Source organism: Variovorax sp. P4_D9 (assembly GCF_056401695.1).
Window position 1 is genome coordinate 1 of record NZ_JBFUIU010001131.1, and the last position, 2,307, is coordinate 2,307.

4 protein-coding genes are annotated in these 2,307 nt (G+C 61.0%); 3 read left to right on the forward strand and 1 reads right to left on the reverse strand.

The features are described 5' to 3' along the window. A partial coding sequence (locus AC1DY5_RS51940) for a hypothetical protein (protein WP_478122065.1) occupies positions 1-265 on the forward strand: 265 nt, incomplete at its 5' end. 558 nt (positions 266-823) lie between these two features. Continuing rightward, positions 824-964, forward strand: a complete 141-nt coding sequence (locus AC1DY5_RS51945; protein ID WP_478122066.1) for a hypothetical protein — start codon at positions 824-826, stop codon at positions 962-964. A gap of 37 nt (positions 965-1,001) precedes the next feature. Here AC1DY5_RS51945 and AC1DY5_RS51950 read toward each other — a convergent pair whose 3' ends face one another. Next, positions 1,002-1,256 carry a hypothetical protein gene (locus AC1DY5_RS51950; RefSeq protein ID WP_478122067.1) on the reverse strand — a complete coding sequence of 85 codons (255 nt, stop codon included), beginning with the start codon at positions 1,254-1,256 and terminating at the stop codon, positions 1,002-1,004. Positions 1,257-1,704: 448 nt separating this feature from the next. On the opposite strand from AC1DY5_RS51950, the gene AC1DY5_RS51955 reads away from it, so the two are divergent. Continuing rightward, positions 1,705-1,941, forward strand: a complete 237-nt coding sequence (locus AC1DY5_RS51955) for a hypothetical protein (protein ID WP_478122068.1) — start codon at positions 1,705-1,707, stop codon at positions 1,939-1,941. Positions 1,942-2,307: the final 366 nt, after the last annotated feature.

Sequence of the window (2,307 nt, forward strand, 5' to 3'; positions counted from 1 at the left end):
GATTCCCCGCGCGCCCGAGAAACCGGAGGTGCTGTGCCGCCCGTTATCCTTGGACATGCCCCTCAAGCCTCCTGACCCCAAGCGCATCGCCCGCAGGAACCACGAGGTCCGCGTAGCCGAGGAATACCCGCTGCCCAAGGTTGAGCACGCCATCAAGGAGTTGGACGTGCTCAACACCGGCGCGGTGATTCTGCATGGGGTGTTCGACCTCGCACAGCTCGAGGCGATCGTGGCGCACATGAAGGCGCTGGGCGCACCGGAGTGAAGGTCAGAGAAGACGGAGTGTCGAAAAAGTTCATCGCCTTAAAGGTCGGTCGGGCGGTAATTTCAGGCGAAGCGCGGGGGGTGTCACGACGTAGAACCTGATCCGGGCGGTAGTCGATAGGCTCACCGGTCAACGCTGACTGCTCGCGGATGTCAATATTGTTGACAAACCATCCGCCCCTCGTTGGATCGTAGTCGGCAAAGTACGATCTTTTTGAGTCAGCCGGTTTTCCCGCATTCTTCCTGGCTGCCAACGCGAAAGCAGCTACTCGCGCTGATAGCGAGTCGCGTATAGCCCCATCGCCCTCGGAGAGAGATTCCATTCCCATCCTCCCTGCCTCTTCACGGGCAAGATCGAAAAATGAAAAAGACTACTCGCTTCATGTAATACAAAAGTGTACAGCTTCTCGGCGAAATTGTGTGGGATTGCGTCAATCCTGAGTGGCAGGGTCTCCACCGTGGCGGTGGACAAATCTGTGGAGCAATCGGGGCCCAGTGCGGCAGCTTCAGCCCCCGGCCTTGCGGGACATTCAGGCCCGGTTCAGGCATGAGTTCCACCATGAGCCATCCCCTCTCGACCTTGCAGCAAGAAGGTCTTGCCCGCTTCGGCGGGCTTTTTTGCGCCTGCGTGAATGGTCGCGACGGGGCCGCCGGTATCGAGGCCCCCCTCTCAGTGAGCGGGTTGCCGAAGCGCCTCTAACATCGCCGGAGCTCTTCCACTTCGCCGCGATGCAGCCCTACAGATCCGAGAATCGCGATTCGCCGGTGTTGTTGCGGGACATCCAGTCGTCAATGAAGTCGCGGGCTTTGGTGCACAGCGCGAGCTTTGCGGCAGTTGCGTCGAGGCGCGAAGTGGACAGCACCAAGCGGCACTTGTGCTGTCCCTTCCGAAGGAGGTCCGCACGCCCTGAGAGCGCCTCTCCGGCACCCGTGATCTCCACGCGTACTACCCATTCGCGATAGCCAAATTGCGCCCCACCATCGGTGAGCATGGGAATCTCCTTCTTCCGTTCTTACGGACGGAGCTGCAGCCTTTGAAGGGCCCTTAGTGTGCCCCTCAAGAGCTTGACAGAGACCCGGTGACGGTTACAACTCACTGAACTCGCTGTCGGAGTTGTGCACACGTCGCTCCCAGTCCGTAATGAATGCGCGGGCCCTGCTCCGCAAGGAGTCCACCGCCTCTTCAACGTTCTCGAAATTCTTGCCCAATGCGATTCGGCACCTGAAGGCGCCCTGTCGGTACAGCTCGGCCCTGCCCGCGAAGCGCCGGTCGGATAGATCCCACCAGACGTAGACCAGAACACGCCAACCTTGGTAGTGGAAGCGTTCGACAATCGATGTGTCCACAGCGGAGCCCTTTCGAAGGGGGCGCGTGGCCGGCTTTCTCGCCGGCGTGGCATCAGGCGTCCGACTGTTACATCGCGAACCGAAAATGGCAAGATGGACCACAAACTCCTTTCGCTCGCGTTGACGGTGAGCCGCCATAGCGAAGGCCACTACTATTGGGTGATCCTGGAATCGTTCGATCACTCCAGCGAGTTCATCTCCTTGCTGGAAGCTGCTGCAGGCTTCCCGACCTACATCGGCGCCCTTGAGGCAGGCTATGCGGTGCTGACTGACCTCGTTGGCGACCTGAACACCGGCCCGCGTGACGACGTCACAGACGAGCGAGACTAACGTCCGCAGTAGCAAGTTTGAGAGACAGCCACCGGCATCGAGAAACCGCCCGTGATGGGCGGGCGCYGAAGCAACCCCTACCAGCGCCAGCTGGCTGTCCATTCGCAGCATAGATAAGACGCCCGGATGACTCAAGGGCGCACGTCCATGGGCTCCAGCGCGGGGCATGAAGCCGCTGGGCGCGCCTGACTATGCAACCACTTCGGCAAAGCACCCGATCCAGAACCAGTGACGCCACTTGCCGCGGCAAGTGCGCGACGCCAGGCGTCGACACCCACTCCGCCGCGCCCTTCGCCAACCTCGCCCTTCGCACCCATGGACAACGATGACGACCCCGAACGCGCGAATCGCCCGATCGATCCAGAC